21 protein-coding genes and 1 riboswitch are annotated in these 23,659 nt (G+C 56.1%); of the genes, 18 read left to right on the top strand and 3 right to left on the bottom strand.

Translation table 11 applies throughout. From position 1 onward, the window contains the following. Positions 1-4 precede the first annotated feature (4 nt). Positions 5-622 carry a cob(I)yrinic acid a,c-diamide adenosyltransferase gene (gene cobO / locus PYL13_RS01220; protein WP_275643421.1) on the bottom strand — a complete coding sequence of 206 codons (618 nt, stop codon included), beginning with the start codon at positions 620-622 and terminating at the stop codon, positions 5-7. A gap of 134 nt (positions 623-756) precedes the next feature. Next, positions 757-969, top strand: a riboswitch (cobalamin riboswitch). Positions 970-1,091: 122 nt separating this feature from the next. Between cobO and PYL13_RS01215 the strand changes: the two genes are divergently transcribed. Genes PYL13_RS01215 through PYL13_RS01185 form a run of 7 tightly spaced genes read left to right on the top strand, consistent with a single transcriptional unit; the run spans position 1,092 to position 9,393 of the window. After that, entirely contained in the window at positions 1,092-1,517 is a 426-nt protein-coding gene (locus tag PYL13_RS01215) for a DUF1636 family protein (protein WP_275643420.1), read from the top strand. Beyond that, positions 1,514-2,551: a cobalamin biosynthesis protein CobW gene (gene cobW / locus PYL13_RS01210; protein ID WP_192490566.1), complete on the top strand. Its 1,038-nt coding sequence runs from the start codon at positions 1,514-1,516 to the stop codon at positions 2,549-2,551. The genes PYL13_RS01215 and cobW overlap by 4 nt, the downstream gene beginning before the upstream one ends. Before the next feature lie 3 nt (positions 2,552-2,554). Continuing rightward, positions 2,555-5,905: a cobaltochelatase subunit CobN gene (gene cobN / locus PYL13_RS01205; RefSeq protein WP_275643419.1), complete on the top strand. Its 3,351-nt coding sequence runs from the start codon at positions 2,555-2,557 to the stop codon at positions 5,903-5,905. Continuing rightward, a complete protein-coding gene (cobG, locus tag PYL13_RS01200; RefSeq protein ID WP_275643418.1) occupies positions 5,902-7,257 on the top strand; it encodes a precorrin-3B synthase in 1,356 nt (451 codons plus the stop codon). Before cobN ends, cobG begins: the two co-directional genes overlap by 4 nt. After that, positions 7,257-7,889, top strand: a complete 633-nt coding sequence (locus PYL13_RS01195) for a precorrin-8X methylmutase (RefSeq protein ID WP_259148972.1) — start codon at positions 7,257-7,259, stop codon at positions 7,887-7,889. Before cobG ends, PYL13_RS01195 begins: the two co-directional genes overlap by 1 nt. Beyond that, positions 7,886-8,635 (top strand): precorrin-2 C(20)-methyltransferase, encoded by a 750-nt coding sequence (locus PYL13_RS01190; protein ID WP_275643417.1) that lies wholly within the window; start codon positions 7,886-7,888, stop codon positions 8,633-8,635. The genes PYL13_RS01195 and PYL13_RS01190 overlap by 4 nt, the downstream gene beginning before the upstream one ends. Beyond that, entirely contained in the window at positions 8,632-9,393 is a 762-nt protein-coding gene (locus tag PYL13_RS01185) for a precorrin-3B C(17)-methyltransferase (RefSeq protein WP_250984167.1), read from the top strand. The genes PYL13_RS01190 and PYL13_RS01185 overlap by 4 nt, the downstream gene beginning before the upstream one ends. Here the strand turns inward: PYL13_RS01185 and PYL13_RS01180 are convergent. Beyond that, positions 9,360-10,127 (bottom strand): cobalt-precorrin-6A reductase, encoded by a 768-nt coding sequence (locus tag PYL13_RS01180; RefSeq protein ID WP_275643416.1) that lies wholly within the window; start codon positions 10,125-10,127, stop codon positions 9,360-9,362. The genes PYL13_RS01185 and PYL13_RS01180 overlap by 34 nt on opposite strands. Between PYL13_RS01180 and cbiE the strand changes: the two genes are divergently transcribed. Genes cbiE through cobM form a run of 3 tightly spaced genes read left to right on the top strand, consistent with a single transcriptional unit; the run spans position 10,126 to position 12,538 of the window. Next, positions 10,126-11,394, top strand: coding sequence for a precorrin-6y C5,15-methyltransferase (decarboxylating) subunit CbiE (gene cbiE, locus PYL13_RS01175; protein WP_275643415.1), 1,269 nt, complete (start codon positions 10,126-10,128; stop codon positions 11,392-11,394). The genes PYL13_RS01180 and cbiE overlap by 2 nt on opposite strands. Beyond that, entirely contained in the window at positions 11,391-11,768 is a 378-nt protein-coding gene (locus tag PYL13_RS01170) for a cobalamin biosynthesis protein (RefSeq protein ID WP_250984170.1), read from the top strand. Before cbiE ends, PYL13_RS01170 begins: the two co-directional genes overlap by 4 nt. Then, positions 11,765-12,538, top strand: a complete 774-nt coding sequence (gene cobM, locus PYL13_RS01165; protein ID WP_275643414.1) for a precorrin-4 C(11)-methyltransferase — start codon at positions 11,765-11,767, stop codon at positions 12,536-12,538. Before PYL13_RS01170 ends, cobM begins: the two co-directional genes overlap by 4 nt. On the opposite strand, the gene PYL13_RS01160 is transcribed toward cobM, so the two are convergent. Continuing rightward, positions 12,493-13,623: a cobalt-precorrin-5B (C(1))-methyltransferase gene (locus tag PYL13_RS01160; RefSeq protein ID WP_275643413.1), complete on the bottom strand. Its 1,131-nt coding sequence runs from the start codon at positions 13,621-13,623 to the stop codon at positions 12,493-12,495. The two genes, cobM and PYL13_RS01160, sit on opposite strands and share 46 nt — an antisense overlap. Positions 13,624-13,681: 58 nt before the next feature. On the opposite strand from PYL13_RS01160, the gene cobA reads away from it, so the two are divergent. The 8 genes from cobA to scpA all read left to right on the top strand — a co-directional run bounded on the left by cobA (position 13,682) and on the right by scpA (position 23,614). Further along, positions 13,682-14,467 (top strand): uroporphyrinogen-III C-methyltransferase, encoded by a 786-nt coding sequence (gene cobA, locus PYL13_RS01155; RefSeq protein WP_275643412.1) that lies wholly within the window; start codon positions 13,682-13,684, stop codon positions 14,465-14,467. After that, positions 14,464-15,777 carry a cobyrinate a,c-diamide synthase gene (locus PYL13_RS01150; RefSeq protein WP_275643411.1) on the top strand — a complete coding sequence of 438 codons (1,314 nt, stop codon included), beginning with the start codon at positions 14,464-14,466 and terminating at the stop codon, positions 15,775-15,777. Before cobA ends, PYL13_RS01150 begins: the two co-directional genes overlap by 4 nt. 96 nt (positions 15,778-15,873) lie before the next feature. Then, on the top strand, positions 15,874-17,406 hold the full coding sequence (locus tag PYL13_RS01145; protein ID WP_275643410.1) for an acyl-CoA carboxylase subunit beta: 1,533 nt from the start codon (positions 15,874-15,876) through the stop codon (positions 17,404-17,406). 90 nt (positions 17,407-17,496) lie between these two features. Continuing rightward, a complete protein-coding gene (gene yghU / locus PYL13_RS01140) occupies positions 17,497-18,408 on the top strand; it encodes a glutathione-dependent disulfide-bond oxidoreductase (protein ID WP_275643409.1) in 912 nt (303 codons plus the stop codon). An 11-nt stretch (positions 18,409-18,419) separates the two neighbouring features. Beyond that, positions 18,420-18,797, top strand: coding sequence for a hypothetical protein (locus tag PYL13_RS01135; protein ID WP_192490551.1), 378 nt, complete (start codon positions 18,420-18,422; stop codon positions 18,795-18,797). 34 nt (positions 18,798-18,831) lie between these two features. Further along, positions 18,832-19,368, top strand: coding sequence for an RNA 2'-phosphotransferase (locus tag PYL13_RS01130; protein ID WP_275643408.1), 537 nt, complete (start codon positions 18,832-18,834; stop codon positions 19,366-19,368). Between the two features lie 28 nt (positions 19,369-19,396). Beyond that, a complete protein-coding gene (locus PYL13_RS01125) occupies positions 19,397-21,400 on the top strand; it encodes an acetyl-CoA carboxylase biotin carboxylase subunit (RefSeq protein ID WP_275643407.1) in 2,004 nt (667 codons plus the stop codon). Positions 21,401-21,472: 72 nt separating this feature from the next. Further along, positions 21,473-23,614: a methylmalonyl-CoA mutase gene (scpA, locus tag PYL13_RS01120; RefSeq protein WP_275643405.1), complete on the top strand. Its 2,142-nt coding sequence runs from the start codon at positions 21,473-21,475 to the stop codon at positions 23,612-23,614. Positions 23,615-23,659: the final 45 nt, after the last annotated feature.

The raw sequence follows: 23,659 nt of genomic DNA, 5'->3' as shown, positions 1-23,659 counted from the left end.
TATCCTAAAACTCGATACCGGCCTGGGCTTTGACGCCAGCCTTGAAGTGATGCTTCACCAGCGTCATCTCAGTCACCATATCAGCAGCATCGATCAAAGGCTGCTTGGCGTTACGGCCGGTGACGACAACATGCAAATCGGGGCGACGGTTCTGCAATGTCTCGATCACGTCGTTCAGGTCAAGATATTCGTAGCGGAGAGCAATGTTCAACTCGTCGAGGACAAGAAGTCCGATCGTTTTGTCCTCCATAAGCGTCTTTGCTTCCGCCCATGCCTTGGCGGCTGCGGCGACATCGCGTTTCAGATCCTGAGTGTCCCACGTGAAACCTTCGCCCATGGTGCGCCATTCGACGCGGTCTCCGAACAGAGTCAAGGCTTGTTGTTCACCGGTCGCCCAAGCGCCCTTTATGAACTGCACGACACCGACGCGGCGGCCATTGCCAAGCATGCGCAGCGCCAGACCGAAGGCCGCGGTAGACTTGCCTTTACCCGGTCCGGTGTTGATGATCAAAAGCCCTTTTTCGACCGTTTTTTCCGCGACTTCGGCATCCTGGACGGCTTTGCGATTGACCATTTTTTGGCGGTGACGCTCGGCCTCAGTCTCGGTAATCTCGCGGGTCATGGCGGTATTCCTGTCATTGCTATGTCTAAAAACGCTTATCTGCTATTTGCGAAGCGGCAACTATAGCCAATTTGCCTCACCCGGCAATGCTGGCGGCATGTGGGCTTTGCATTGACCGCAGCAGCGGTTGCGCCTAAGTGTAAATCACTGACGGTCTTTTTCCGGCAACGGGAAAAGCTAAGAGGGAACACGGTTCCGCCCCGATTTGACGGGCCACTCCGTGGCTGCCCCCGCAACTGTAAGCGGTCAGCCCACGCCGAAACGCCACTGGACATATGTTCGGGAAGGCGGCGACACGGGCGCCATAAGCCGCAAGCCAGGAGACCTGCCGTTTCAGGAAAATACGTCTGTCGGGCGGGGTGCTCCGGTCAGTCGAACCGATCGAATATCTGGCTCTCATCGCGATGAATTGCCGTTTTCGATAACCGCACCCCATGATTTTTTGAAGGCGCGGAAAGCGAATACGGATTTGGATATTACGGCAACATCGCCCTGCCTTGACGGTAAAACACAAAACGGCACCGCTGATGGTGTCGTTGTATTTGTCTGCCGAAACTGTCGCAGCGAGGACGATCCGAATGCCGATCCCCGCCCCGGCGCGCTTTTGTCATCTGCCGCTATCGCGAAGGCCCAGGAAGTTGGTATCGAGGTACGTAGCGTCAATTGTCTTGCCAATTGCAAGCGTGGTTTGAGCGCTAGTATTCGCAGTGCTGATGGCTGGTCCTATATTTTTGGCGGCCTTGCACAAGACGAGGCTGACGACCTGCTGATCGGCGCGCAATTGCTTGCCAGTGCGCCGGACGGTCTTATGCCTTGGCGCGGACGTCCCGACAGTTTGAAACGCGGCATGATTGCCCGTATTCCACCATTTGATTACACAGAGGAAAAATCATGAGCAATTCGCTGGACCGTGTCCCTTGCACCATCGTCACCGGTTTTCTGGGTGCTGGAAAAACCACGCTTCTGCGTGGTCTTCTGGAAAAACTGGAAGGCAAGCGTCTTGCGATTATCGTCAATGAGTTTGGCGATGTTGGCATTGATGGCGAAATCCTCAAGGGTTGCGGTATCGAAAGCTGCCCGGAAGAAAATATCGTTGAACTGGCAAATGGCTGTATTTGCTGCACGGTTGCCGATGATTTTCAGCCAGCGATCGAGCAGATCCTCAGCCGTCAGCCGAAGGTGGAGCATATTTTGATCGAAACCTCCGGCCTTGCCCTGCCGAAGCCTCTGGTGCAGGCGTTCCAGTGGCCGGCAATCAAAAGCCGCGTCACGGTGGATGCTGTTATCGCCGTTGCCGATGGTGCTGCACTTGCAGAAGGCATGGTGTCGCATGATCTGGATGCTCTAGCCGCCCAGCGTGCCAATGACGAGGCGCTTGACCATGATGATCCGGTCGAAGAAGTGTTCGAAGACCAGATTGCCTGCGCTGACCTTATCGTCCTGACCAAGGGTGATCTGCTGGATGCTGAAGGTCTGGAACGCGCCAAGGCCCATATTGGCGAACATCTGCCCAAGGCTGCAAAGATCGTTGTTGCGTCCAATGGCGCCATCGATCCCGCTGTCCTGATCGGTCTTGGTCTTGCTGTGGAAGACGACATTGAAAATCGCCATACCCATCACGATGAGGAAGAAGACCACGATCACGACGAGTTCGACAGCTTCGTTGTGGAATTGTCCGCGGTAAGTGACCCTGAAGCTCTGGCGTCCCGTATCGCTGAAACAGCCGCTGCGGAAAACGTGCTGCGCATCAAGGGATTTGTCGAGGTTTCCGCCAAGCCTATGCGCCTGCAGGTGCAGGCAGTAGGTTCGCGCGTCAATCATTACTTTGACCGCCCTTGGGCAGCAGGCGAAACCCGCCGCAGCCGTCTGGTGGTTATTGGTGAAAAGGGTATCGATCGCGCAAAAATCGAAAAGATGCTTGCGGCCTGATCCATGCATATTCTCGCCACCACATCTTCGTCTCTCGACGACCTGATCGAGCCGGTTGATCTCAACCAGCCACAGGCGGATGTGGTGGTGTTATCTTTTTCTAGCAGCGATCTGGCAGGTCTGGAGCGCGGTTGGACGCAGGCATGTGCTGGCTCCCTCTCGCTCGTCTCTGCCAACCTGTCCGAACTTCGCCATCCCATGTCTGTCGATCTCTGGATTGAGAAGACGGCGGAAAAGGCGAAACTGATCCTTATCCGGATTCTCGGCGGTGCAGATCGTTGGCGTTACGGTGTCGATCAGCTTGGTTTGATGGCTAGGCGACGTGGCATCAAACTGGTCCTTTTGCCCGGTGAATGCAGCGAGCGGGACGACAAGTTGGAAGCGGCGTCCACCGTTGACGCTTCTACTCTTTCGGCAATCCTGTCATTTTTCCGCGAAGGCGGCAGCTCCAATATGGCGCTGCTGTCCGCCGGTTTGAGCGCTTTGGTTCAGGGTGAAGCATGGCCTGAGATCGTACCAGACCCTTTGCCAAAGGCCGGGTTCTACCGACCCGGTGAGGGGTTTGTCGATCTTGAGCGAGCATTGGATGGCTTTGCTCCCGATGCACCTGTCTTGCCAATGTTATTTTACCGCTCGATGTTGCTGGCGGCGGATATCGCGCCTGTCGATGCGTTGTTTGCTGCTTTGGAAAGGCGTGGGTTTGCGCCATTGCCGATTTTCGTCAGCGGCCTGAAGGACGCTGAGGCAATTCGGTTTCTAGAGGAGAAGCTGCCTCTGTTGGAACCTGCAGCAATCATCGCTGCGACTGCTTTTGCAAGCCACACCGACGATGTTGGCGATACGCTTTTCGACCGATTGGGCGTTCCGGTTTTTCAGGTCATCATGGCGACAACACGTCATGATGGCTGGGTCGACAATATGCGCGGTCTCAACCCTTCTGATCTTGCCATGCATGTGGTGCTGCCAGAGCTGGACGGGCGCATTCTGGCTGGGGTCATCTCGTTCAAGCAGCTTGATCCGCAGGGTGGGCAAGGTCTGGTAAACGTCGCTGAAGCTGATCGCGTCGAGCAGGTTTCTGCACGGGTCGAAGCTTTTCTTCGGCTCAAGAGTGCAGAGCCATCCGATCGACGCCTCCTCATTCTGATGCCGGACTATCCCGGTGCCGCACCGGGCCGAACCGGATATGCTGTTGGTCTGGACGTGCCACAGAGCGTGCTGGAGATGATGCGTGACCTCAGTGATGCTGGTTACCGCGTTGAAAACATCCCTGAAACCGCACGCGGTTTGCTGGATCGTATTGAAGGCGAAACAGCTGATCTTTCGCAGGCTGACTATGCCGCCTTTTGCGCATCGCTCCCGTCGTCTGCTTGTCAGGCCTTACAAGACACCTGGGGTGACGCGGCACTGGACGATGTCGTTACTGATGGTCATTTCCATTTTAGAGCAGCGCATTTCGGCGCGGTGACGGTCGCACTTGCTCCTGATCGCGGACGCAACGAGGACCGGCGTGTTGATTATCACGATCCTGCCTTGCCGCCGCGTCATGCATTGGTGGCTTTTGGTGCCTGGATGCGTGAAAAGCTTGACGCACATGCTGTGATCCATGTGGGTGCCCATGGCACCCTTGAATGGTTGCCGGGTAAAACCGTTGCGCTGTCGCAAGCCTGTTTTCCGGAAATTGTTACCGGACCGCTGCCTGTCATCTATCCATTTATCGTGTCCAATCCGGGTGAAGCTGCTGTCGCCAAGCGACGTATCGCGGCGGTCACCATCGGGCATATTCCGCCTGCACTCGTGGATGCCGGACTTTCACCAGATCAGGCGGCGCTGGAGCAGCTTGTTGATGAATATGCACAGGCGGATGGGCTTGACCGCCGCCGCCGCGATAGACTGGCCACGCTGATCGTTGAAAAGGCGCGCGATACGGGCCTGGCAGCTGACGCCGGCGTTGACTTGGGTGATGATGCCGATACGGCGCTGTCGCGCATTGATGCTTTTCTCTGCGATCTCAAGGATTTTGCCATCAAGGATGGCCAGCATGTGTTTGGGCGCGCGGTGGATGGCGAACAGGACCCGCTGAGAACTCAAAGTGCAACCGCAGAAAAAGTTGCTTTGTTGGCAGCGCTGGACGGCCAGCACATAGTTCCCGGCCCGTCAGGTGCTCCTGCGCGTGGCAGGCTGGATGTGTTGCCGACCGGGCGCAATCTTTACGCTGCCGATCCGCGCACCATGCCCACACCAACGGCGTTTGAACTGGGCCGGATGGCGGGCGAAGAGGTGTTGCGGCATTATCTGCAAAGCCACGGTGATTGGCCAAAACATCTGGTTTTCGACCTCTGGGGATCGGCCTCCTTACGCAATGGTGGTGAGGATGTCGGGCAAGCTCTGCATCTGATGGGGGCAAGGCCGATCTATGATCCTGCCACTGGCCGGGTGACTGGCATCGAAGTTTTGCCACCGGCTGCGCTTGGACGTCCCAGAGTGGATGTCACCTTCCGCATTTCCGGCCTGTTCCGCGACATGTTTCCAGCTCTGATTGCGCTGCTGGATGCTGCGGCCAAGGCGATTGCGCAGCGTGAAGAAGCGCCCGGCGATAATCCACTGGCTGAGGAAGCGGTCACTCTGGGTCGTATTCCCGCGCGTATCTTCGGCTCTGCACCCGGCACTTATGGAGCGGGGATTGAAGAAAAATTGGCAAATGGCCGCTGGGATGAGCGCGATGAATTGGGGCAAATCTATCTTGATGCTGCTAGCCATGCCTTTGGCGGTGCCGACGGTTTGGATGTCTTTGCTGATACCGGCTTTGCTGGTCAGGTGAAAAAGGCTGAATTTCTGATCCATACTGGTGATGATCCCGGGCGGGATCTTCTCGATGGTTCATCGGATGTCGCTTTTATCGGTGGTTTTGCTGCAGCCAAGGCCGCACTTGGTCAAGCCGCAGATGTCGTGGCACTGGACACCACTGATCCGGCTCGCCCAAGGGCAAGATCCATCGCGCAGGCCTTGACCCGTGTGGTGCGGGCTCGCGCAGTCAACCCACGGTTCATTGCCGGACAAATGCGCCACGGGCCGCGTGGTGCTGCCGAATTTGCCGAAACGGTTGATCGATTGATTGGTTTTGCTGAAACCACTCATGTCGTTCCGTCATCGCTGATCGAGGCGCTTTATGATGCCTATTTGGGCGATGAGGCGGTTCGGGATTTCATTCTGCAAGAAAACCCGCAGGCTGCCGAGGTAATGGCGCAGCGATTTATCTCTGCCCGCCGCCGAAATCTCTGGCACAGCCGCCGTAACGCCGTGGACGCTGAGCTCGAAATACTGCTCACACCCCGACAGATGCGGGTGGCAACATGAGTGCATTGCCGCTTTCCGACATACAGCCATTTTCGCGTCGTGGCGTTTGTCCGGCACTGTCTGCACCGATGCAGACCGGTGACGGGTTGCTGTCTCGGGTGGCCTTTACGGGTTATGTGTATCCGCAGGATTTCATTACACTTTGCGCATTGGCCACTCGGCACGGCAATGGTCTGGTTGATATCACCGCACGCGGCGGGCTTCAGTTTCGTGGCCTGAGCCCACAAAGCGCAAGCAGGCTGGAGCGTGACGTCCTGAAACTTGGCTTGCCTATTCGCCAAGGTCTGGCCGTTGAAACGTCACCGCTGGTTGGCGTCGACCAAACCGCAATTGCGGACACACGAAACATCGTACACCGGATTCGTTTATCGGCTGAAAAGCTTGGTCTTCACGACAGGTTAGCGGCGAAGATGTCGGTCATCGTTGACAGTGGCGGCCATGTCAGTCTCGGTGATTTGCTGGCTGACATTCGTCTGCGGGCCGTGACAATGAATGGCGAGATATTCTGGCAACTAACGCTGGGTGGCGCGGAAAATAAGGCTTTGAGGGCCGGTTTGCTGCGCCAGGAACACGCTGCTTCCGTGGTCATTGATCTGCTTTCGCACCTTGCGACAATCGGGCCAGATGCGCGTGGACGGGATTTGGATCTCGCTACCGTACGTACGGTCTGCGGTGAACGGTTGCTGGACCACGATGTCGATGTTGCCCCACGCGTAGCACAATTGCCGTACGGTCTGATGCCGTTGGGTGATGGTTTCTTTGCTGCTGGACTTGCACCTGCGTTCGGACAAATTTCAGCCGAGATGTTGGCTTCGCTCTTTCAAAAAGCAGCTGTACTGGGTTTGGCAAATGTCAGACCTGGACCATCGCATTCGCTGATATTTTGTGGCCGCGAAGCGGATTGCCGAGAGTTGCTTGCCTATGCTGCCACGGCTGGTTTTGTGACGATGGCAAGAGATCCCCGATCTGCCATCGCCGTCTGTCCGGGCGCCCCAGCCTGTGGTTCAGCCTTCATGCCGACCCATGCGCTTGCAGACCATGCAGCTGCTGAATGTGGCTCGATACTGGACGGATCATTTACGCTGCATTTATCAGGCTGCGCCAAGGGATGTGCACATCCCTCACCAGCGCTTTTGGCTTTCCACGGCCGTGCTGAAGGTCTGGCTTTTGGGCTTTCAGCGCGTGTCGGAGACCCACCAACTGCTATTCTGCCGATTGGCGCACAAAAGGCTGCGCTTTCGCGGCTTGCCCAGCTTTACGAAAAAGAACATAAGCCCGGAGAAAACGCGCGTACATTTTTTTCCCGTTTGGGAAGCGAAACCGTCAGCGCGCTGCTCCAACAGGATAATTGATGACCGACTACGATTACATCCGCGATGGTAATGCCATCTACGAACGCTCATTCGCCATTATCCGCGAGGAAGCCGACCTTTCTGCGTTCACAGTTGATGAGGCTGACATTGCGATCCGTATGATCCATGCCTGCGGACAGGTCGAAGCCGCGCAGCACTTCCGTTTCTCCAAAGACTTTGTTGTCGCTGCGCGTGGTGCATTGCAGGCCGGTAAACCTGTTTTGTGTGACGCTGAGATGGTTGCGCGTGGCGTTACCCACGCACGTCTTCCGGCCAATAACGAAGTGATCTGCACCTTGCGTGATCCGCGCACGCCTGAGCTCGCCAAACAGATTGGCAATACCCGGTCGGCAGCAGCGCTTGATCTGTGGGCAGATAAGCTTGATGGCGCGCTTGTGGCCATTGGCAACGCGCCAACCGCGCTGTTCTATCTGCTTGAGATGCTTGACAAGGGCGGAGTGCGTCCGGCCGCCATTATCGGCATGCCGGTTGGTTTTGTCGGGGCTGCGGAATCGAAAGATGCTTTGGAGGTCAGCCCGCTCGGCATTCCCTACGCCATCGTCAAGGGACGCCTGGGTGGTTCGGCCATGACTGCTGCCGCGGTTAATGCCATCGCGAGGGCGGGTCTGTGAGTGCTGCTCTTCTTGAAAATGTCAAAGGCAAGCTGATTGGTGTTGGCACCGGCCCGGGTGATCCTGAGCTTTTGACCTTGAAAGCCGTTCGCGCCATTGAAACTGCCGATGTGCTGGCGTTCTTCTGCAAAAAAGGCAGCACCGGCAATGGACGCGGTATTGTCGAGGCTTTCATCCGACCAGGCACCATCGAGATGCCGCTGGTTTACCCAGTTACGGTGGAAAGCGATAAGAACGGCGAGGACTATCGCGGTGCGATAGCCGGATTCTTTGATCAGTCGGCCAAGGATATTGCCGTTCATCTGGATCAGGGACGTAATGTCGCGGTGCTGTCCGAGGGCGACCCGCTGTTTTATGGTTCCTATATGCATCTGCATTTGCGACTTGCGCCATCGTATCCGGCGGAAGTGGTGGCGGGTATCACGGCGATGTCTGGTTGCTGGTCGATGACTGGCCTTCCACTGGTACAGGGCGACGACATCTTGAGTGTCCTGCCTGGCACGCTTTCGGAAGACATCCTCGCAGAACGTCTGTCTGGCACTGACGGTGCTGTTATCATGAAGGTCGGACGCAACCTGCCCAAAATTCGCAAGGCGCTGGAAAAGGCCGGCAAGCTGGAAAGCGCGCTTTATGTCGAGCGTGGCACGATGGCGAACAGTGCGGCCATTCCGATGCGCGAGCGGGACAGTTCTCCTGCTCCCTATTTTTCGCTGGTTCTGGTTCCTGGCTGGAAAGACCGTCCATGAGCGGCCGTCTTACCGTTGTTGGACTCGGTCCGGGCAATCTCGCGCAGATAACACCGCAAGCTCTGACAGCTGTGGAAGCGGCAGACGATTTTTTCGGCTATATTCCCTATCTCGACCGCCTGTCCTTGCGGCCGGATCAGCGTCGCCATGCCTCTGACAATCGCGAGGAAATCTCCCGCGCCGAAGCCGCGCTGACGCTGGCTGCGGCGGGTGGCAATGTCTGCGTGGTATCCGGTGGTGATCCCGGCGTTTTCGCCATGGCTGCGGCGGTCTGTGAGGCCATTGAAAATGGTCCTGACGCGTGGCGTGATATCGAATTTTCGGTGGTGCCAGGTGTGACGGCCATGCTGGCGGTTGCGGCTAAGGCTGGTGCTCCTCTTGGGCATGACTTCTGCGCAATATCGCTCTCGGACAATCTCAAGTCTTGGGCGCTGATTGAAAAGCGCCTGATTGCGGCGGCAGGTGCCGGCTTTGTCATGGCGTTTTATAATCCGGTCAGCAAGGCACGCCCGCATCAGTTGTCGACTGCATTCGAGGTGTTGCGAGCCCATCTACCGGGCACGGTGCCGGTTATTTTCGGCCGTGCGGCAGGGCGTGTTGACGAACGTATCCGTGTTGTGCCGCTGTCGGAAGCGACAAGCGATATGGCCGACATGGCAACCTGCATTATCGTCGGTACCGAAGAAACCCGGCTTATCATGCGCGATGGCAAAGAACCGATTGTTTATTCACCACGGTTTTCCAAAAGGGAAAGCTGATGCTTAATGGCGGTGAGCGCAGCTTCGATATTGGGCAACGTCGCGGCGCAGGGATGCGGCGGGCGTTCGATCATCACCACCTCGATGTCCAGCTGCCGCGCCGCTTCGATCTTACCATAAGCCGCCGTGCCGCCGGAATTTTTGGACACGATGATGTCGATCCGGTTATCGCGCAGCATGGTAATCTCGTCCTCCAGTACAAAGGGTCCGCGCGCGGTGATGTAACGGGCATCGGGCACATTGAGAGGTGGTTCAACCGGATCGACGCTGCGGACCAGGTAATGATGTTGGGGCGCGGCCTCAAATGGCAAGAGCTCCTGGCGACCAAGCGCAAGGAAGGCATTCTTACTGCTGGAGCCCACTGCGCCGACCGCCGTATTGACATCGGCAACGGCCTGCCAGCGGTCACCCACCTGCCTTTGCCACGGCGCCCGCTCCAGCGCAATCAGCGGCACTTGCGCCTGCTGCGCAGCATGAACGGCATTGGCAGAGATAAGTGCGGCGTAGGGATGCGTCGCATCAATCAGCAGATCAAACGCATTTTCCATGATAAAGGAAGCAAGACCATCTGCTCCGCCAAAACCGCCAATGCGCACCGGAACCGGCTGTTTGACAGGCTCGCGAGTGCGTCCTGCCATAGAAAGCAATATCCGATAGCCGGATTCTTCCGCCAGTTTGCCCGAGAGAATACGGGCATCGGCGGTACCGCCAAGAATAAGAATGGAACGTGTCATGGCTTCTGAATATGCCGGAAATGGACAGGCTTCCACCGAAAAGGCACAAACCCCTTGGCTTTTGATCGTCGGTATTGGCGAAGACGGGCTGCATGGCATCAGCCAAAATGCCCGCCTTGCCATTGAGGAAGCAGAATTTGTGTTTGGTGGCAAAAGACATCTTGTACTTGCTGCCGACGCGATTAAGGGTGACGCGAAATCCTGGCCGGTGCCGTTTGATGTCGCAATGGCCGACGTCGTGGCGCTGCGCGGCAAAAAAGTCTGCGTGTTGGCCTCTGGCGATCCGTTTTTTTACGGGGTCGGCGTCACGCTTCTGCGGCATGTGGCGGCAGAGGAAACCCTCTCTTATCCCGCGCCATCGGCGTTTTCGCTTGCCGCATCAAGGCTCGGCTGGGCGTTACAGGATGTCGAATGTGTGTCCCTGCATGGTCGTTCGATTGATCTCATCCGTCCGTATTTGCAGCCGGATGCAAAACTCATAGTTTTGACATCTGATGACAAGGCGCCTGCCCTGGTGGCGGAGCTTTTGACGGAGACTGGTTTCGGCACTTCGGAATTGACATTGCTCGAGGCCTTGGGTGGTTCACGTGAAACACTACGGCAAACAAAGGCCTCTGCATTTTCATTCACTGATGTTGATCCCCTGAATGTGCTGGCGGTGGACGTGGTTGCGCATAAAACAGCGCGTGTCTTGCCATTTACGAGCGGTCTCGACGACACCCTGTTTGAGCATGATGGCCAGATCACCAAACGGGAAATTCGCGCCGTGACTTTGTCATCGCTTGCCCCCCGTTATGGCGAAGTTCTCTGGGATATCGGTGCGGGTTCCGGCTCCATTGGGATTGAATGGATGCTGTCGCACCCGTCCCTCAGGGCCATCGGCATCGAGCAGAATGCGGAGCGGGCAGAACGCGCTGTTCGTAATGCCGAAAACTTTGGTGTTCCGGGGCTGGAAGTTGTCATCGGTACTGCACCTGATGCTTTTGAGGGTTTGCCGGTGCCGGATGCAATCTTTATCGGCGGCGGCGGCAGTGAAGCCGGTGTGCTGGATGGCGCAGTCAGAGCGTTGAAGCCAGGTGGTCGATTGGTCGCTAATGCTGTGACGTTGGAAATGGAGGCCGTGTTGCTGGCCGCTCAAGCCAGGCTTGGCGGTTCACTGATCCGGCTGGAAGTATCGCGTGCTGCACCGGTCGGTGGCATGCAAGGCTGGCGTCCGGCCATGCCGGTCACCCAATGGTCCTGGGTAAAACCGGGAGAAACGGCGTGATTGTTGCGGGCATTGGATGCCGCAAGGGCGTCAGCGTTGAAGCGGTCATGGCGGCGTTGGATGAGGCGGCCAGGCAGCATAAGGTCAATATCGACTTTATCGCCACGGCACCGTTAAAGGCTGATGAGCCAGCTTTGCTGGAGGCCGCAACCATACGCAACATGGCCTTTGTTGTCGTGGCGCAGGCAGATTTTGAACAGGCGGCGAGCCGCACCCTCACCCGCTCGGCAGTAAGCGAAGCGCATTCCGGTTCCCCAAGCCTCAGCGAGGCCTCGGCCCTTGCGGCGTTGGGACCAGATTCAAGACTTATCGCGCCGCGTATGGTGATCAATGAGATTACGGTGGCAATTGCCACGTCAGGAGATCAGGAATGACAGTTCATTTTATTGGTGCCGGTCCGGGCGCTGCAGACCTCATTACAGTGCGCGGGCGTGATCTGATCGCCGCCTGCCCGGTCTGCCTTTATGCGGGATCTCTGGTGCCGAAGGCGTTGCTGGATTATTGCCCACCCGGCGCACGTATTGTTGATACGGCGGCCTTGTCGCTGGATGAAATTGAAGCCGAATATGCTGCGGCTGCCCGTGAAAGCAAGGACGTGGCGCGTCTGCATTCGGGCGACCTTTCGGTCTGGAGTGCCATGGGTGAACAGATCCGCCGCCTTGAACGTCTTGGGCTGGATTATACGGTAACGCCTGGCGTGCCCTCCTTTGCAGCAGCAGCGGCCACCTTAAAGCGGGAACTGACTGTACCGGAGGTGGCGCAAAGCCTTGTGTTGACCCGTGTGTCTGGTCGCGCCTCCAAAATGCCGGAGACGGAAAACCTTAGGGCATTTGGTGCGACAGGGGCAACACTTGCTATTCATCTTGCCATTCACGCCATTGCCAAGGTGGTTGAAGAGCTGACACCGCTTTATGGCGGTGATTGCCCGGTGGCCATCGTGGTGCGTGCCTCTTGGCTAGAGGAGCGGATTATCCGTGGAACGCTTGGGGACATCGAGGCAAAACTTGCTGAGGAACCGGTTGAGCGTACCGCATTGATCTTTGTCGGCAAGAGCCTTGCTTCGGAAGATTTCCGTGAAAGCGCACTTTACAGCACAGACTATGTCCGCAGGTTCCGTTCACCCAAGGGGAATGCAGACGCGTGAACCGAGCAGGCGAAGCCACTTTGGCCCTTGAGTATGCCAAGGCGGTCAAAAACGAGGATTTCCAGCGACATATCGGGATGCTTCAGCGCCGCTGCAGCGGTGACCCACGCTTTTTTGGCCACCACGGCGCCCAGATCGATACCGTTGGTTTCGGCCATTTCAAACGCATGGGCAACCGTGTTGGCGGAAGTTATCTGGTCGATAAGCGCTGCCTCGGCGCCGGCCTCGCTGGCCAAAGCCGCCAGCGCATCAAGATCGGCAAGGCCACGTTTGGAGTGTACATCCAGCATGCCTTGCGCCAGCTTGGTCATCTTGGCGACGCCGCCGGCAATGGTCACTTTTTCAACGGGATGGCTGCGCAGATATTTCAGCATACCGCCAATAAAATCGCCCATATCGATGAGTGCGATTTCATCCAGCCCGTAAAAAGCCTGTCCGGCCTTTTCAGAACTGTTACCGGTGGCACCAAGAACATGGGTCAGACCGGCCGCGCGCGCCACATCGATGCCGCGCCAGATGGAGTGTATCCATGCCGAGCAGGAAAAGGGAATAACCACACCGGTGGTGCCGAGAATGGAAATGCCGCCGACAATGCCAAGTCTGCCATTCAGGGTTCTCTCGGCAATTTTTGCGCCGTCCTGAACGGAAATCTCGACTTCAAAATCGGCGTTGGCACCGGCGACTTCATGAATCGCGGTTTCCATCATCTTGCGGGGAACCGGGTTTATAGCCGGCTCTCCAACCGGCAACGGCAGACCGGGACGGGTAACGACGCCGACGCCCTGCCCTGCCTTGAAAACAATTCCGCTTCCCGGTTGGCCGCGTCTGACAGTGCTTTCAATCAGCGCCCCATGGGTGACATCAGGATCGTCACCCGCATCCTTTATAACCCCGGCTCGGGCGTAGTCTGTGCCCATTTCATGGGTGGCAAGCGAAAAGCCCGGTCTGGCACCGCTTGGAAGTTCCACCTCGACAGGGTATGGAAAATCGCCGGTCAACAGGGCGGCGCAGGCAGCTTTCGTCGCTGCGGTTGCGCAAGTACCCGTGGTCCAGCCGCGGCGAAGGTTTTTTCCATCCGTTTCCATGCCCATTCCTATAACCGGTGGCGGCTTTTCCGTCATCGTTAAACAGCAAGTAAAGACAATGACGACAGCCGAAATTCTCAACAGCATCATGTCCACTGGTCCGCATCTCCAGCCGGGACATGTCTGGCTGGCCGGTGCCGGTCCCGGCGACCCGCGTTATCTGACGCTGGAAGTGGCTGCGGCCTTGGGACAGGCTGACATCATCGTACGCGACGCCTTGGTAAGCGACATGGTTCTCAAGCTTGCGCCACAGGCGGAGATTGTTTTTGCGGGCAAGCGTGGGGGAAAACCCTCTGCTGTGCAGGACGATATTACTGCATCGCTGATTGTTTTCGCCCGTCAGGGTAAAAGAGTTTTACGTTTGAAGGGTGGCGATCCCTTTGTTTTTGGTCGTGGTGGCGAAGAAGCGGAAGCTCTGGTCGATGCAGGCATTCCGTTTCGAGTGCTTCCCGGTATGACCTCGTCATTGACGGCTTTGGCGTCAGCCTCCATTCCTGTCACCATGCGTGGTATCAGCCGGGCCATCACACTTGCAACCGGGCATGCCGCCGGCACTGAAGATGACGTCGACTGGCTAGCATTGGCTAAAACCAATGAGCCTGTTGTTGTCTATATGGGGCTGAAAAACATCGAAAAGATCGTTTCCATGCTGATGCAGGGCGGGCGTGCGCCTGAAACGCCGGTTGCGGTCATCATGTCCGCAACCACGCCACAGGAGCGGATTTTCACCAGTCGTCTGGAGACGATTGCTGTAGATGCCGAGCGCGAACAGTTTGAAGCGCCGGCACTGATTGTGATCGGTGACATCGTCTCGATGCGGTCTCGCCTTGGAGTGAAAGAATGACTGCACGCGCACTCATCATCGGCGCACCCCGTTCCGGGTCTGGCAAGACCAGCGTAACAATTGGCTTGCTGCGGGCTTTCGCACGCCGCGGCGTGAAAGTGCGTGGCGTGAAGACTGGTCCGGATTACATCGATCCCGGCTTTCATGCGGTCGCGACGGGGACGCCGGGCCTTAATCTGGATAGCTGGGCGATGCAGCCGGGCCTGTTGCAGCACCTGTTTGCCGAGCAGGCTGACGGTGCGGAGCTGCTGCTGATTGAAAGCGCCATGGGTTTATTTGATGGTATTCCGGTTGCCGAAAATCGTACTGGATGCGCTGCCGATCTGGCGCGGCTTTTCGGCATTCCGGTTCTGCTGGTTCTGGATGTCTCCGGCCAATCACAAACTGCGGCAGCGGTTGCCTATGGTTTTGCCCATTATGATCCTGACGTAAAAATCTCTGCTGTTGTGCTGAACCGGGCAGGCAGCGAAAGACACCGCACGCTGTGCACCGATGCCATTGAAAAAATCGGCTTACCTGTCGCTGGGTGCGTGATGCGCGATCCGTCGCTGGTTTTGCCAGAACGACATCTGGGATTGGTACAGGCAAGTGAGCATCCCGAAATTGATGCCCATATCGAGGCCCTGGCCGATGCGATGGAAAAGTCGCTTGATCTCGATGCGCTGATGGCAGTCGCAGCACCCGTCAGTCTTGATAGTGGTTCACGTGAAACCGCGATTGCGCCGCCAGGCCATCGTATCGCTTTGGCGCAGGACGCTGCTTTTACCTTCCTCTATCCGCATCTCGACAAACATTGGCGGGCGGCAGGTGCCGAAATCATTCCGTTTTCGCCGCTGGCCGATGAGGCGCCGCGAGATGATTGTGACGTCTGCTGGTTGCCGGGTGGATATCCGGAACTGCATGCCGCAACGCTCGGTACTGCTGCAAACTTCAAGGCAGGTCTGTCACGTTTTGCTGAAAGCAAACCGGTTCACGGCGAGTGCGGTGGTTACATGGTTCTGGGTGAAGCGCTGGAAGATGCGCAGGGTGCCACCCATGCCATGACGGGTCTTCTGTCGCATTCGACCAGCTTTGCCAAACGCAAGATGAATCTGGGCTACCGGCAGGCAACCATTGCCGTTGACGGTCCTGTCGGTTCTGCCGGTGACGTCTTGCGCGGGCACGAGTTCCATTATGCGCGGGTGACGGAACCCGGTCATGATGCGCCATTTGCAGAGATTGCCGATGGCCAGGGACGGCCACTTGGTCCTTCCGGCGGACGGCGCGGTCATGTTACCGGCACGTTTTTCCACGCCATCGCCAAAGGCTGAAATTGCCAGGCGTGGATTTAATCCTTGCGACTTTTGGCTGAATAGCCTCCCTTGTCGGTCTGTCATAAGGTTGATTTGGTGATTGGGGGAGGAGCAATGCCGTCAGTTCTTGAAGAGTTGCAGGAACGCCGTGCCGAGGCGCGTCTTGGTGGCGGGCAGAAGCGTATCGATGCGCAACATGCCAAAGGCAAGCTGACAGCACGCGAGCGCATTGATGTGCTACTCGATGAGGGCTCTTTCGAAGAATACGACATGTATGTCACCCACCGTGCGGTGGATTTTGGTATGGAAAGCCAAAAGATTGCCGGGGATGGTGTTGTGACCGGCTGGGGAACGATCAACGGACGCCAAGTCTATGTGTTTGCACAGGATTTTACCGTTCTGGGCGGGTCTCTTTCTGAAACTCATGCGCAAAAAATCTGCAAGATCATGGATATGGCGGTGCGCAATGGTGCGCCGATCATCGGCCTCAATGACAGTGGCGGAGCCCGCATTCAGGAAGGCGTTGCCTCACTTGGCGGTTATGCGGAAGTCTTCAAGCGCAACGTCATTGCCTCGGGTGTGGTGCCGCAGATCTCCGTTATCATGGGGCCATGCGCAGGCGGTGCAGTCTATTCGCCTGCCATGACAGATTTCATTTTCATGGTTCGCGACACCTCCTACATGTTCGTGACCGGGCCGGATGTGGTGAAAACTGTCACCAATGAAATTGTCACGGCTGAGGAACTGGGCGGAGCCGGAACCCATACAAAAAAGTCTTCCGTTGCTGATGGAGCCTATGAAAACGACATCGAGACCCTGGAGCAGGTGCGGATGTTGTTCGACTTTCTGCCGGCAAACAACCGCGAGAAAGCGCCGATAAGACCGCATTTCGATGATCCTGCACGGCTTGAAATGCGGCTTGATACGCTGGTGCCAGACAATTCGGCCAAACCTTACGATATGAAGGAACTGATCCACGCATTGGCAGATGAAGGGGATTTTTTCGAACTTCAGGAAGCCTTTGCCAAAAACATCATCACCGGTTTTATCAGGCTGGAGGGGCAGACTGTAGGGGTAGTTGCCAACCAACCGATGGTGCTGGCGGGTTGCCTTGATATTGATTCCTCGCGTAAGGCTGCACGTTTCGTGCGGTTCTGTGATGCATTTAACATTCCACTGCTGACGCTGGTCGATGTCCCAGGTTTTCTTCCCGGTACGGCACAGGAATATGGCGGTGTCATCAAGCATGGCGCAAAACTGCTTTATGCCTATTCTGAGGCAACAGTGCCGATGGTGACGCTGATTACCCGCAAGGCCTATGGTGGTGCCTATGACGTGATGGCATCAAAACACATCGGTGCCGATATCAATTACGCCTGGCCAACGGCTGAAATTGCCGTGATGGGCGCCAAGGGGGCCACCGAAATTCTCTACCGGTCGGAACTTGGTGATCCCGAAAAAATTGCAGCGCGAACGAAAGAATATGAAGAGCGTTTCGCCAATCCGTTTGTGGCGGCGGAGCGCGGTTTCATTGACGAGGTTATCATGCCGCATTCCTCTCGCCGTCGCATTGCCCGGGCTTTTGCGTCACTGCGTGGCAAGCAGGTGGACGTACGGTGGAAAAAACACGATACAATTCCGTTATAGGGGCAGAAATGCTTTGGAGGCCTTACTATATTGCCTCCGGGTCATTCCGGTTTTCCGGATGCGCCATTTCAGGAACAAGGACACATTTTGATGACCGAGAGATCTCCCGCGAATAACTTCCCCGCTGGTTATGAAGCCCCGAAAGTCTGGGAATGGGAAACGGGCAATGGTGGCCAGTTTGCCAGTATAAACCGCCCAACCGCAGGCGCGCAGAAACAGAAAGAATTGCCGGTCGGCAAACATCCGTTGCAGCTTTATTCCCTGGCAACACCCAATGGCCAGAAGGTCGGCATCATGCTGGAAGAGCTGCTCGCGGCAGGCCATACCGGTGCTGAATATGATGCTTGGTTGATCAAGATCGGTGAAGGCGAGCAGTTCGGTTCGGGGTTTGTCGAGGTTAATCCAAACTCTAAAATTCCGGCACTGATGGATCATTCGACACCGGAACCAACTCGCGTTTTCGAATCCGGTTCGATCCTTGTCTACCTTGCTGAAAAGTTTGGCGCCTTCCTGCCAAAAGATCTGAAAGCCCGCACGGAAACGATGAACTGGCTGTTCTGGCAGATGGGTTCTGCACCATTTGTTGGTGGTGGCTTTGGCCATTTTTATGCCTATGCCCCGATCCACATCAAATATGCCATTGATCGTTATGCGATGGAAACCAAGCGCCAGATGGATGTTCTCGATCAGCATCTGGCCAACAACAAATTTGTTGCTGGCGATGAATACACTATCGCGGACATGGCGATCTGGCCGTGGTATGGCAAGCTGGCTCTCGACCAGTCCTATCCCAATGCCGGAACCTTCCTCGACACCGGCATCTACAAAAACGTCAAACGCTGGGCTGACGAGATTGCCGCGCGTCCAGCGGTAAAACGGGGTTGCATGGTCAACAAGACGTCCGGCGACCCATCTGAACAATTGCATGAGCGCCATGATGCCTCTGACTTCGATACGAAGACACAGGACAAAATTGGCCAGAATTCGTCTGCAAAGGCGTAAGGAGACTACCCATGGCAAACCTGCCCGACATGACAAAACACCGAGGTTTCCCATCCGGCATGCCGGGCACCGGCGTTCAATTCACGATACGCCGCGCCAATCCGAAAGGGGTAACGCCAATCAAGGCGTTACCACGTCGGGCTCGTCCCGATACGAAGGAACACCGTATCGATGCGGCCTTCCTGCATGCTCTCTGGCATCACTTTGGCTCAGAGCCATTCGAACGCGGCAATCTTGATGCGGCACGCATCAATTTGCTCTTCGGGCGTGAGGTTATTGCTGGCGAAAAGAATTTTGATCCGTTGTCCTATGAGGCATTGCTGCAGATCAATGAGAAGGTGGCGCGCCTGAGCTTCCCGGAATCCTTCGACGACGTTTTCGAGGTTTGATACCGCATCATTCTCCGTAAGGGTTCAAACTGCAATGTCGGCACACACCAGCAAATTTTTGAGTTACGTTTTGCGCCACGCACCCGAGAGCATTGGTCTCACGCTGGATGGACAAGGGTGGGCGGATGTCAGCGATTTGCTGGAAAAGGCAAATGCGGCGGGCACGCCGCTTGATGGTGTAACGCTGCGCCAAATTGTTGCCGAGAGTGACAAGAAACGTTTCACTCTTTCGGATGATGGCCTGCGTATTCGCGCAGCTCAGGGTCATTCTGTCACCGTTGATCTAGACAAATCACCTAGTGAGCCGCCACCCCAACTCTTTCATGGCACGGCGACGCGTTTTCTTGACGCCATCATGCGCGAGGGGTTGCTTCCCGGAAGCCGCCAACAGGTCCATCTGTCGGCCGACGATGTGACCGCGAAGGCGGTTGGCCAGCGGCATGGTAGGCCAGCAATTTTGAGTGTCGATGCCGCGGAAATGTTTGCTGCCGGGCATCAATTTTATCAGGCAGACAATGGTGTCTGGCTGATTGACGCAGTTCCTGCCGAGTATTTGACATTGATTGATTGAGCGTTATGCCGTTCGGAGGCGGTGATACATGATATCCAAAATCCTCATTGCCAATCGTGGTGAAATTGCCTGCCGCGTTATTCGCACGGCAAAGAGGATGGGGATTGCCACTGTCGCAGTTTACTCAGATGCAGATGCCAATGCACTGCATGTAAAGCTGACCGATGAGGCGGTGCATATTGGCCCTGCCCCATCAAACCAGTCTTATATCGTTATCGACAAAATTCTTCAGGCAATCCGTACGACCGGTGCAGATGCGGTGCATCCCGGTTACGGATTTTTGTCTGAGAATGCCGCCTTTGCTGAGGCTTTGGAAAAAGCGGGCGTGGTTTTCATTGGCCCACCGGTTGGTGCCATCGAGGCGATGGGCGACAAGATCACCTCCAAGAAGCTTGCGGCCAAGGCAGGGGTTTCCACCGTGCCCGGTCATATGGATCTGATCGCTGATGCCGATGAAGCGGTCAGGATTGCTGCGCAAATCGGTTATCCTGTGATGATTAAGGCCTCTGCTGGTGGCGGTGGCAAGGGCATGCGTATTGCCTGGAATGATCAGGAGACTCGCGAAGGATTTCAGTCGTCAAAAAACGAGGCGAAATCTTCCTTTGGTGACGACCGCATCTTTATTGAAAAATTCATCACCGAACCGCGCCATATTGAAATTCAGGTGCTTGGCGACCAGCATGGCAATCTGATTTATCTGGGCGAGCGCGAATGTTCGATACAGCGCCGGAACCAGAAGGTCATTGAAGAGGCTCCCTCGCCTTTTCTGGATGCGGCAACACGCAAGGCCATGGGTGTACAAGCGGTCGCACTGGCCCAAGCCGTTGGTTATTTCTCTGCCGGAACGGTCGAATTCATCGTTGATGGACAAAAGAACTTCTATTTCCTTGAAATGAACACCCGGCTGCAGGTTGAACATCCGGTCACCGAGTTGATCACCGGTATTGATCTGGTCGAACAGATGATCCACGTCGCGGCGGGCGAAAAACTCACTTTTGGGCAGGATGATGTCGTTCTTAACGGGTGGGCGATTGAAAGCCGACTTTACGCTGAAGACCCCTATCGTAACTTTCTTCCGTCGATTGGCAGGCTTTCCCGCTACCAGCCACCAGCCGAAGGGCAGCAGGAAACGGGTGTGATTGTACGCAACGACACAGGCGTGTTCGAAGGCGGCGAGATATCCATGTATTACGATCCAATGATTGCAAAGCTCTGCACTTGGGCGCCGGATCGTATAAGCGCCATTGATGCGATGGCTGAGGCGCTGGACAAGTTCGAGGTGGACGGCATCGGTCACAATCTGGCCTTCCTGTCAGCGGTCATGCAGAAACCACGTTTTCGCGATGGAAATCTGACGACAGGCTTTATCGCTGAGGAATTTCCGGACGGTTTTGTCGGCGTTGAGCCGGATTCCGAAGGTTTAAACAGGTTGGTGGCGATTGCGGCCGTCATTCACAAGCGTTTGCAAAATCGCGCGACAGCAATTTCCGGATCTCTTGGCGGTCATCACAAAGTCCTTCGTCCAGATTGGGTTGTTTCCCTTGCTGGGCAGGAAAGACACATCGTCCTCTCAGCAAACGATGACGGCGATGTTGTACAGATCGACAAGCAGCAAAATCTACATGTTACCACCGACTGGTTGCCGGGTAGAACTCTCGGCGTCTTTACCATTGATGGCGACGTTCTTTTTGCCAAGGTGGATATTGCTGGCACCGGCATTCGTTTGCGCTGGCGGGGAATCGATGTGCTTGCGAATGTTCGCTCGCCGCGTATCGCTGAACTTGCCCGGTTGATGCTGGTCAAGGTGCCACCTGATACCTCTAAAATGCTGCTATGCCCAATGCCAGGTATCATTACCTCAGTTCTGGTGGCCGTGGGGGATGATGTGGAGGCCGGACAGGCACTCGCGACCGTTGAAGCCATGAAGATGGAAAATGTGCTGCGAGCTGAAAAACGCGGGCGCATTTCAAGTGTTGCTGCAAAAACCGGTCAAAGCCTGAGTGTTGACGAAATCATACTGGAATTTGAATGAGGACTTCGCCGCTGGAACCCAATCCGGTGAGCGTGGTTTCCTATGGATGAATGACGGTAAAGGGAGAGATTGATGCCGGTGGACAAGACAGTGAAGGACTGGGAAGCGCTTGCCGAGAAGGAAGTGAAGGCTCCCGCAGAGACACTCGTCTGGCACACACCCGAAGGCATCGATATCAAGCCGCTCTACACAGCGCAGGACATTGAGGGCATCGATCACCTCGATACCTTACCTGGATTCAAGCCATTTGTGCGTGGACCGCGTGCGACCATGTATGCCGGTCGTCCTTGGACGATCCGCCAATATGCTGGTTTCTCCACAGCGGAAGAATCCAACGCATTTTACAAGCGTAATCTTGCCGCTGGCCAAAAAGGCCTGTCAGTTGCCTTCGATCTGGCAACCCATCGCGGTTATGACAGCGATCATCCGCGGGTAGAGGGTGATGTAGGCAAGGCTGGTGTTGCTATCGACAGTGTCGAGGACATGAAGATCCTGTTTGACGGCATTCCGCTCAAAGACATGTCGGTTTCCATGACCATGAATGGTGCCGTCATTCCCATTCTCGCCAACTTCATCGTTGCGGGGGAGGAACAGGGCTGTACGCGCGCCGAACTGTCCGGCACCATCCAGAATGACATTCTCAAAGAATTCATGGTGCGCAACACCTATATCTACCCGCCAGAACCGTCGATGCGCATCATTGCCGATATTATCGAATATACAGCGAAAGAGATGCCGCGCTTCAACTCGATATCGATATCCGGCTACCATATGCAAGAGGCTGGGGCGACACTGGTACAGGAACTGGCATTCACTCTGGCGGATGGCCGGCAATATGTACGCGCAGCAATTGCCAAAGGTCTTGATGTGGATGCCTTTGCCGGTCGGCTGTCGTTCTTTTTTGCCATTGGCATGAATTTTTTCATGGAGGCTGCCAAACTGCGTGCCGCACGTCTTTTGTGGTCTCGCATCATGGAGGAATTCGAGCCGAAGAAGCCGTCTTCCCTCATGCTGCGCACCCATTGCCAAACGTCGGGTGTGTCGTTGCAAGAGCAGGACCCATACAACAATGTTATCCGCACCGCCTATGAAGCGCTGTCGGCAGCGCTCGGCGGTACGCAATCCTTGCACACCAATGCACTGGATGAAGCAATAGCCCTACCGACCGATTTTTCGGCGCGTATTGCCCGCAATACCCAGCTTATTTTGCAGCATGAAACCGGCGTGACGAAGGTCGTCGACCCACTGGCTGGTTCCTATTACGTGGAAAGTCTGACCCATGAGCTGGCAGAGAAAGCCTGGCAGCTTATCCAGGAAGTAGAAGGGTTGGGCGGCATGACCAAGGCCGTGTCGGAAGGTCTGCCAAAACGGCTTATCGAAGAGGCGGCGACGCGCCGGCAGGCTGCGGTTGATCGCGGAGAAGAGGTGATTGTCGGGGTCAATCGTTTCCGTCTGGAAAACGAAGAACCTATCGACATTCTGGAAATCGATAATAGTGCAGTCCGAGCAGCACAGATCAAACGTTTGGACAAGCTGCGTCAGCAGCGTGATCTGAAAACACTGGAGCAGACACTCGCCCGACTGTCCGACGTGGCAAAGTCGGGACAGGGTAACCTGCTGGAAGCGGCTGTTGAAGCGGCGCGTGCGCGTGCGACGGTTGGTGAAATTTCAGATGCCATGCGTGTGGTGTTTGGCGATCACTCCGCCGTGCCAGATGTTGTCGATAATGTCTATGGCGCAGCCTATGGTGACGATCCCGAGTTTTCGACGCTGAAGGGTCGATTGACCGAACTTGCCGGTGTCTTGAAAGTCCAACCGAAAATCATGGTCGCAAAACTTGGACAGGACGGGCACGATCGCGGTGCCAAGGTCATTGCCTCGGCCTTTGGCGATGTTGGCTTCAAGGTCGTAGCTGGCCCCCTGTTCCAGACGCCTGAAGAGGCGGCAACCCTGGCTATTGAGAGCAAAGTTCACGTGGTCGGTATGTCGTCGCTTGCGGCGGGTCACAAGACGCTGGCGCCACAGCTGGTTCAGGCGCTAAAGGCCAAGGGTGCAGAAGATGTGATTGTGGTGGTTGGCGGTGTTATTCCGCGCCAGGATTATCAGTATCTGCTCGATAATGGCGTAGCTGCCGTGTTTGGTCCTGGCACCCATGTGCTTGAAGCAGCACGCGCGGTTGTGGATCTGATGCAAGGACGCCTTCGTAACACTTGATGGCGGCGGCCGGTCACAGCTGTGGCAAAGTGGAAGCAAATAGAA

It is taken from the genome of Agrobacterium sp. Azo12 (genome assembly GCF_029193765.2).
Lineage (GTDB): Bacteria > Pseudomonadota > Alphaproteobacteria > Rhizobiales > Rhizobiaceae > Agrobacterium.
This window is presented reverse-complemented; position numbering and strand designations above follow the sequence as displayed.

Coding starts and splice junctions, on each gene's coding strand:
- cobO (WP_275643421.1), bottom strand. CDS start 622: ATGACCCGCGAGATTACCGAGACTGAGGCCGAGCGTCACCGCCAAAAA.
- cobW (WP_192490566.1), top strand. CDS start 1,514: ATGAGCAATTCGCTGGACCGTGTCCCTTGCACCATCGTCACCGGTTTT.
- cobN (WP_275643419.1), top strand. CDS start 2,555: ATGCATATTCTCGCCACCACATCTTCGTCTCTCGACGACCTGATCGAG.
- cobG (WP_275643418.1), top strand. CDS start 5,902: ATGAGTGCATTGCCGCTTTCCGACATACAGCCATTTTCGCGTCGTGGC.
- PYL13_RS01195 (WP_259148972.1), top strand. CDS start 7,257: ATGACCGACTACGATTACATCCGCGATGGTAATGCCATCTACGAACGC.
- PYL13_RS01185 (WP_250984167.1), top strand. CDS start 8,632: ATGAGCGGCCGTCTTACCGTTGTTGGACTCGGTCCGGGCAATCTCGCG.
- cbiE (WP_275643415.1), top strand. CDS start 10,126: ATGGCTTCTGAATATGCCGGAAATGGACAGGCTTCCACCGAAAAGGCA.
- PYL13_RS01180 (WP_275643416.1), bottom strand. CDS start 10,127: ATGACACGTTCCATTCTTATTCTTGGCGGTACCGCCGATGCCCGTATT.
- cobM (WP_275643414.1), top strand. CDS start 11,765: ATGACAGTTCATTTTATTGGTGCCGGTCCGGGCGCTGCAGACCTCATT.
- PYL13_RS01160 (WP_275643413.1), bottom strand. CDS start 13,623: ATGGAAACGGATGGAAAAAACCTTCGCCGCGGCTGGACCACGGGTACT.
- cobA (WP_275643412.1), top strand. CDS start 13,682: ATGACGACAGCCGAAATTCTCAACAGCATCATGTCCACTGGTCCGCAT.
- PYL13_RS01150 (WP_275643411.1), top strand. CDS start 14,464: ATGACTGCACGCGCACTCATCATCGGCGCACCCCGTTCCGGGTCTGGC.
- PYL13_RS01145 (WP_275643410.1), top strand. CDS start 15,874: ATGCCGTCAGTTCTTGAAGAGTTGCAGGAACGCCGTGCCGAGGCGCGT.
- yghU (WP_275643409.1), top strand. CDS start 17,497: ATGACCGAGAGATCTCCCGCGAATAACTTCCCCGCTGGTTATGAAGCC.
- PYL13_RS01135 (WP_192490551.1), top strand. CDS start 18,420: ATGGCAAACCTGCCCGACATGACAAAACACCGAGGTTTCCCATCCGGC.
- PYL13_RS01130 (WP_275643408.1), top strand. CDS start 18,832: ATGTCGGCACACACCAGCAAATTTTTGAGTTACGTTTTGCGCCACGCA.
- PYL13_RS01125 (WP_275643407.1), top strand. CDS start 19,397: ATGATATCCAAAATCCTCATTGCCAATCGTGGTGAAATTGCCTGCCGC.
- scpA (WP_275643405.1), top strand. CDS start 21,473: ATGCCGGTGGACAAGACAGTGAAGGACTGGGAAGCGCTTGCCGAGAAG.